This is a genomic window from Comamonas sp. GCA5 (genome assembly GCF_036541385.1).
Taxonomy (GTDB): Bacteria; Pseudomonadota; Gammaproteobacteria; order Burkholderiales; family Burkholderiaceae_C; genus Comamonas; species Comamonas aquatica.
In genome coordinates this window covers 22,913-29,128 of the sequence record NZ_JAZHFR010000042.1, presented here as the reverse complement: position 1 = coordinate 29,128, position 6,216 = coordinate 22,913, and the positions used below count along the sequence as shown (strand labels likewise).

The 6,216-nt window shown below is 67.5% G+C and carries 6 protein-coding genes; all 6 read right to left on the bottom strand.

Features of this window, described 5'->3' with window-relative positions:
- Window positions 1-1,608, bottom strand: a 1,608-nt coding sequence (locus tag SJH88_RS11435; RefSeq protein WP_274754546.1) for a methyl-accepting chemotaxis protein, incomplete at its 3' end; no start/stop codon positions are given.
- 192 nt (window positions 1,609-1,800) lie between these two features.
- The gene (locus SJH88_RS11430; protein ID WP_274754547.1) at window positions 1,801-2,865 is read right to left on the bottom strand and encodes a 6-phosphofructokinase; all 1,065 of its coding nucleotides are present in this window, start codon (window positions 2,863-2,865) and stop codon (window positions 1,801-1,803) included.
- Window positions 2,866-2,882: 17 nt separating this feature from the next.
- Window positions 2,883-3,977, bottom strand: coding sequence for a beta-N-acetylhexosaminidase (gene nagZ / locus SJH88_RS11425; RefSeq protein ID WP_274754545.1), 1,095 nt, complete (start codon window positions 3,975-3,977; stop codon window positions 2,883-2,885).
- A 177-nt stretch (window positions 3,978-4,154) separates the two neighbouring features.
- The gene (gene acpS, locus SJH88_RS11420; RefSeq protein ID WP_234687791.1) at window positions 4,155-4,553 is read right to left on the bottom strand and encodes a holo-ACP synthase; all 399 of its coding nucleotides are present in this window, start codon (window positions 4,551-4,553) and stop codon (window positions 4,155-4,157) included.
- A gap of 68 nt (window positions 4,554-4,621) precedes the next feature.
- Window positions 4,622-5,395, bottom strand: coding sequence for a pyridoxine 5'-phosphate synthase (locus tag SJH88_RS11415; protein ID WP_274754544.1), 774 nt, complete (start codon window positions 5,393-5,395; stop codon window positions 4,622-4,624).
- Window positions 5,392-6,156, bottom strand: a complete 765-nt coding sequence (gene recO, locus SJH88_RS11410; protein ID WP_043379043.1) for a DNA repair protein RecO — start codon at window positions 6,154-6,156, stop codon at window positions 5,392-5,394. The genes SJH88_RS11415 and recO overlap by 4 nt, the downstream gene beginning before the upstream one ends.
- Window positions 6,157-6,216: the final 60 nt, after the last annotated feature.

Genomic DNA, 6,216 nt, shown 5'->3' with positions numbered 1-6,216 from the left:
CCGGGGCCGGCAACGGCGCGCACAGGCAGGCGCGGCCACGGTCGGCCGGGCCAGGGCCGCCACGGCCCCCTGCCCCACGTTGAACACGGCCACCACGTCGGCCAAGCGCTGCGCCTGCTCATTCATCGATGTGGCTGCCGCGCTGGATTCCTCCACCAGGGCGGCGTTCTGCTGCGTCATCTGGTCCAGGTTGCTGACCGCCTGGTTGACCTGGCCGATGCCGTCGCGCTGCTCGGTGGCCGAGGCCGTGATCTCGCCGATCAGGTCCGTCACGCGGCGCACGCTGGCCACGATCTCCTGCATGCTCTCGCCAGCCTGTGCCACCTGGGCCGAACCGGTGTCGACATTGTCCACGCTGGCGCTGATCAGCTGCTTGATCTCCTTGGCCGCCTCGGCGCTGCGGCCCGCCAGGGAACGCACTTCGCCGGCCACCACGGCAAAGCCACGGCCCTGCTCGCCGGCACGCGCCGCTTCCACGGCCGCGTTCAGCGCCAGGATGTTGGTCTGGAAGGCGATGCCATCGATCACGCCGATGATGTCGCCGATCTTGCGGCTGGAGGCGTTGATCTGCTCCATGCTGCGCACCACCTGGTTCACCACCTCGCCGCCACGCTCGGCGGCCTGCACGGCGGTGGAAGCCAACTGGTTGGCCTGGCGCGCGGTATCGGCCGACTGGGTCACGGTGGCGGTCAGCTCCTCGATGCTGGCCGCGGTTTCTTCCAGGTTGGCAGCCGTCTGTTCGGTGCGGGCCGACAGGTCCTGGTTGCCGGTGGCAATCTGGCTGGCAGCCGAAGAGACAGAATCCACGCCATTGCGCACCTCGCCCACCACGGTCCGCAGCTTCTGCGTCATGGCGCTCAGGCTGCGCAGCAGCTCGCCCAGCTCGTCCTTGCGGTCGTCGTGCACGTCCTGCGTCAGATTGCCGGCCGCAATCGCATGCGACAGCGCCACGGCCCGCGCCAGCGGGGCGGTCAACTGGCGCACCAGCCAGACGGCCAGCAGCAGGCCTAACACCACCACCACGGCCAGGGCCGCCAGCCCCAGGGCATAGCTGGTCGTGCGTTCACGCTCGGCCTGCGCCAGGGTGCTAGCCAGCATCTGCTCCTGCAATTGCACCAGGGCGTTCAGGTCTGCGATGAAGCTCTCGACCGCCGGCACCAGGTCGGCGCGCACCAGGCGCACCACGTCGCCGTCGTTGCGGCGCTCCAGGCCCACCTGCTCGGCCACGGTGTTGAGCTTGGCGCGCTTGTCCACGATTTGCTGGAACAGGGCCCGGCCTTCGGCACTTCGCAGGCGCGATCCGGTCGACTGCATCAGCTCGGTCATGTGGGCCGCCGCCTGGCCAAACTTGCCCTCGAAGAACTGCATGGACTCGCTGTCCTGCGCCAGGTTGCCGGCAATCAGGTAGCCCGCCGCCGTCTCCACGCTGCCGCGCAGCTCCACCACCAGGCGGATGCGCTCCTCCATGCTCTGGACTTCTTCGCGCAGGTGGCTTTCCAGCTGCTTCATGCTGGCGGTCATTCCCACCCCGGCCAGCAGCATGGCCGCCATCACCAGGAGCATCAACAGCCAAATCTTCTTGGCAACGGACAAATTTTTGAACTGCATACCGACTCTGAAAAGGAAAAGCCGCGAAGCCAAGGCATCACGGCACAGGGGCTACAAACGGCAACAATTACACAGGGAATACCCGTAACCTCCAAATTTTTTTAACGTTTGCTGACATAAATCGCTGCGGATTGCGTGCAACAAAAAAGCAGCCCGCGGGCTGCTTTGCTGTGCGATCGGCGCAAAAACCGCTCAATGCGCAGCTTCCCCCAGGCAAATGCCAATATCGCGCGCCATGGTCAGCAAGGGGTGTGCCAGGTCGATCCTGCGTTGCGTATTGGCAACCTGGGCGATCTCCACGCTGCCAATCTGGCCCTGCTGCAGCGTGACCATGCGGCCAAAGCGGCCCGACAGCACCAGCTGCGCGGCATGGTGGCCGAACTGCGTGGCCAGCACGCGGTCGAACGGCGTGGGATCGCCCCCGCGCTGCACGTGGCCCAGCACCGTGGTGCGGACCTCGCTGCGCAGGTGGGGCTGCAGGCGTTCGCGCAGCACATGGCCGACGCCGCCCAGGCGCACCGGGTCGGGGCTGTGGGCGACGGTCTCGCGCACCGTCAGGCTGTGGCCGCTTTCCTTGGCGCCCTCGCCGATGCAGATGATGGTGTAGCGCTGGCGCTGCTCGCGCGCCTGGCAGACGTCGACGATGGCCTGCAGGTCGTAATCGATCTCCGGCAGCAGGATGATGTCGGCCGCGCCGGCCACGCCCGCCTCCAGCGCCAGCCAGCCGGCGTTGCGGCCCATGGTCTCGACGATCATCACGCGGTGGTGGCTGTTGGCCGTGCTTTCGATGCGGCGCAGCGCCTCGGTGGCCGTGGCCACCGCCGTGTCGAAGCCAAAGCTGCGCTCGCAGCTGGCAATGTCGTTGTCGATGGTCTTGGGCACGCCCACGCACTGCATGCCCACGGCATTCGCCAGGCCGTTGGCCAGGCTCATGGTGCCGTCGCCCCCGATGGCCACCACCACGTCCAGGCCCAGCGCCTGCACATTGCTTTTCACCTGGGCCAGCGTGGCCTCGCTTTTGAGCGGGTTGGCGCTGTTGCTGGTGCCCAGGATGGTGCCACCGATGTGCAGGATGCCCGAGACCTCGTCCCAAGTCAGCGGCTTGACGCGGGGCGTGGCCCCCATCAGGCCCTCGAAGCCGTCGGCGATGCCGATGACCTCGCACTGGCCCTGGCTGATCAAGGATTTCGTGACCGCGCGGATCACGGCATTCAGGCCGGGGCAATCGCCGCCGCCTGTCAATACGCCCACTTTCATTGCTTGCTTCATTCCGTTCACTTCAACAAACCCAGGGCGTCGCGGTAGGCCGGCTGCAGCATCAGCTCGTCCCACGGCTGGGGCACGGTCTCGGGCAGCAGCGCCACGCGGCGCGATTCGGAGTCGGCATCGGGCACCCAGCGCCCGGTGCGCAGGGCATCGTCCATGCCGTCGAGCAGTTCATCCACGTGCGCGCCCAGGCCCAGGCTCTGGTTGCACAGCAGCACCATGTCGCAGCCGGCGGCCAGGGCGCGCAGCGCGGCCTCGGTGTAGCTGATGACCTGGCCGTCGATGCGGCGCGCCGCCTCCATGCTCAGGTCGTCGCTGAAGATGGCGCCGTCGTAGCGCAGCTCGCCGCGCAGGACGTCCTGCAGCCAGACCTTGGAAAAGCCCGCCGGCAGCGCATCGACCTTGGGATAGATCACATGCGCCGGCATGACGGCGGTGAGCACGCTGGACAGCCAGGGATAAGGGGCCGCGTCGTCGGCCAGGATCTTCTTGAGCTTGCGTTTGTCCACCGGCATGTCCACGTGCGAATCCAGCGTGACATGGCCGTGGCCGGGGAAATGCTTGCCGCAGTTGCCCATGCCGGCCTGCAGCAGGCCGTGCATCAGGCTCTTGGCCAGGGCGGCGACCACGCGCGGGTCGCGGTGGAAGCTGCGGTCACCGATCACGCCGCTGGCGCCATGGTCCAGGTCCAGCACGGGCGTGAAGCTGAAATCCACGCCGCAGGCACGCAGCTCGCTGCCCAGCACATAGCCGGCGGCCGTGGCGGCGTTCATGGCGCGCATGGCACCGTGGCCCCGGTGGCGCTTCTTGCCCTTGCCGTCGTCCATCCACATCTCGCCGAAGGCGCGCATGGGCGGCAGGTGGGTGAAACCATCGGTCTTGAAGCGCTGCACGCGGCCGCCTTCATGGTCCACGCAGATCAGCAGATCGGGCTTGACGGCCTTGATGTCGGCGCACAGCTGCACCAGCTGGGCACGGTCCTCCCAGTTGCGGGTGAACAGGATGATGCCGCCGACCAGCGGGTGCGCCAGGCGGTCACGGTCGGTCTCGGTCAGGGCCTTGCCGGCGATGTCGATGATCAGGGGTGCGTGGAGTGCGGTCATACGGGCCTTACGTGTCACAGGTGCCAGACGGCGCCTGCCATGCCATAAAGCCTCCAGTATGACCGCGAAGCAGGCCCGTCGGAATCTGCCACGGGGCGCCGGGGGTTCAGACGTTGAGGGACGTCAGCAGCACCCACACCAGGGCCAGGCCGGCGAGGGGAAACAACACGGGCATGCTCAGGCTCCAGGGCGTTCGACCACGCAGAAGCTGGCGGCGTATTCGCTCTCGTCGGTCATGGTGATGTGGGCGGTCAGGCCGCGCGCCTCGAACCAGTCGCGCAGCGCGCCGTACAGCACGATGGTCGGCTGACCGCTGGGCAGGTTGGTGATTTCGCAGCTGCGCCAGGTCATGGGCATGGTCATGCCCAGGCCCACGGCCTTGCTGAAGGCTTCCTTGGCCGAAAAGCGCGTGGCCAGGTACTTCACGCCGCGCTCGGGCCAACGGCTGCTGCGCAGGCGCCAGACGGCCAGCTCGTTGGTGGTGAGGACTTTCTCGGCAAAGCGATCGCCATGGCGCTCCAGACTGGCGCGGATGCGGCGGATGTCGCAAATGTCGGTGCCGATACCGTAAATCATGATTACAAGCCAAATTGGCATCCAGCGCTTGCCCAGCAAGCGCCAGCAGCTCATCTTTTAGAAAAACCTCAAGGGCGTTGCGCCATGCCGGCGTCGATACAGGCCTGGTAGGCCGTCACGGTCGCCGCATAGCCCAGCTCCAGCGCGTCGGCAATCAGGGCGTGGCCGATGGAGACCTCGGCCAGCCCCGGCACCTGGGCCACGAAGGCGGCCAGGTTGTCACGGTTCAGGTCGTGGCCGGCGTTGACCTCCAGCCCGGCGTCCAGCGCCGCCTGGGCCGCCTGGGCATAGAGTGCCAATTGCGCGTTTTGTTCCGCCGTGCCCCAGGCTGCGGCATAGGGCTCGGTGTACAGCTCGACACGGTCGGCGCCCACGGCCTTGGCGGCCGCCATCTGCGTAGGCACGGGGTCCATGAACAGGCTGACGCGCACGCCCAGGGCCCGGCATTCGGCGATCAGCGGCGCCAAGCGCTCGGCATCCTGCGGGAAGTTCCAGCCGTGGTCGCTGGTGAACTGGTCCTCGCTGTCGGGCACGAAGGTGGCCTGGTGCGGGCGCACCTCGCGGATGAAGGCCATCAGGTTCTGCGTGGGATTGCCCTCGATGTTGAACTCGGCCTGCGGCCAGTCGCGCATCAGCGCGGCCAGCTCGAACACGTCGGTGCCACGGATGTGGCGCTCGTCCGGGCGCGGGTGGATGGTGATGCCCTGCGCGCCCGCCGCCAGGCACAGCTGGGCCGCGCGCGTGACCGAGGGAATGCCCAGGTGGCGCGTGTTGCGCACCAGGGCGACCTTGTTGACATTCACGGACAGGGCCGTGCGGCGGGAGGGGGTCGAAGCGGTCATAGGGTTTGCAGGTCCATCATCAGCTGCCGCGTGCGCAGCAGCGGGCTGCCGCAATGGTATTGCAGCAGGTGTCTCAACTGGGGCTTCAGGGCCGTGGCCACGGCGGCGCAGGCGCGCACGGTGGCCGGGTAGGCGCTCTCGCCCTGGGCCAGGGCCTGCTGCAGCAGGCCCCACTGGCGCCCGGTCAGCGCGGCACGGTCGCTGTCCAGCGCCGGGCGCAGGCCCATCTCGGCCACCAGCACGTACAGGGCCTCGGGCTGCAGCGGCTGCAGCGTCAGGGTTTCCTCGTGCAGCGTGGGCAGCAGGCCCAGCTCGCGCAGCACGATCAGCTCGAAGGCACGCAGCACCGGCTCGATCACCTCTTCGGGCTGGGTGGCCAGCAGCTTGACCACGGCGCCATAAACATCGAACAGGTAGGCGTACGGGTCGTCGCGCGCCAGCAGGCGCATCAGCAGCTCGTTCAGGTACAGCCCGGTGAGCAGGTTGTTGCCCATGGGCATGATGTGGCCGCCGGCCCATTCCGCGCCCTTGAGGACGTGGATGTCGGCCTGGCCGTCGCCCGACAGGGTGTAGCTGACCTTGAGCGGCTGCAGCGCCAGCAGCACCGGCCGGAAGTTGGAGGTGTGCTTCTTGGCCCCCTTGGCGACCAGCGCCACGCGCCCGCGGTGGCGCGTGAACACCTCCAGGATCAAGCTGGATTCACTCCAGTCGTAGCGGTGCAGGATGAACGCGGGCTCTTCGCCCACCCGTTTGGCGGCCATAGGTTTTCACAAAGACAAAAAGGCCTCGGAGAGACCTTTTGAACAAGCACGGTGCTGCAA

Excerpts from the sequence above, each read along its gene's own strand:
- SJH88_RS11430 (WP_274754547.1), bottom strand. The coding sequence starts at position 2,865 with ATGAAAGTGGGCGTATTGACAGGCGGCGGCGATTGCCCCGGCCTGAAT.
- nagZ (WP_274754545.1), bottom strand. The coding sequence starts at position 3,977 with ATGACCGCACTCCACGCACCCCTGATCATCGACATCGCCGGCAAGGCC.
- acpS (WP_234687791.1), bottom strand. The coding sequence starts at position 4,553 with ATGATTTACGGTATCGGCACCGACATTTGCGACATCCGCCGCATCCGC.
- SJH88_RS11415 (WP_274754544.1), bottom strand. The coding sequence starts at position 5,395 with ATGACCGCTTCGACCCCCTCCCGCCGCACGGCCCTGTCCGTGAATGTC.
- recO (WP_043379043.1), bottom strand. The coding sequence starts at position 6,156 with ATGGCCGCCAAACGGGTGGGCGAAGAGCCCGCGTTCATCCTGCACCGC.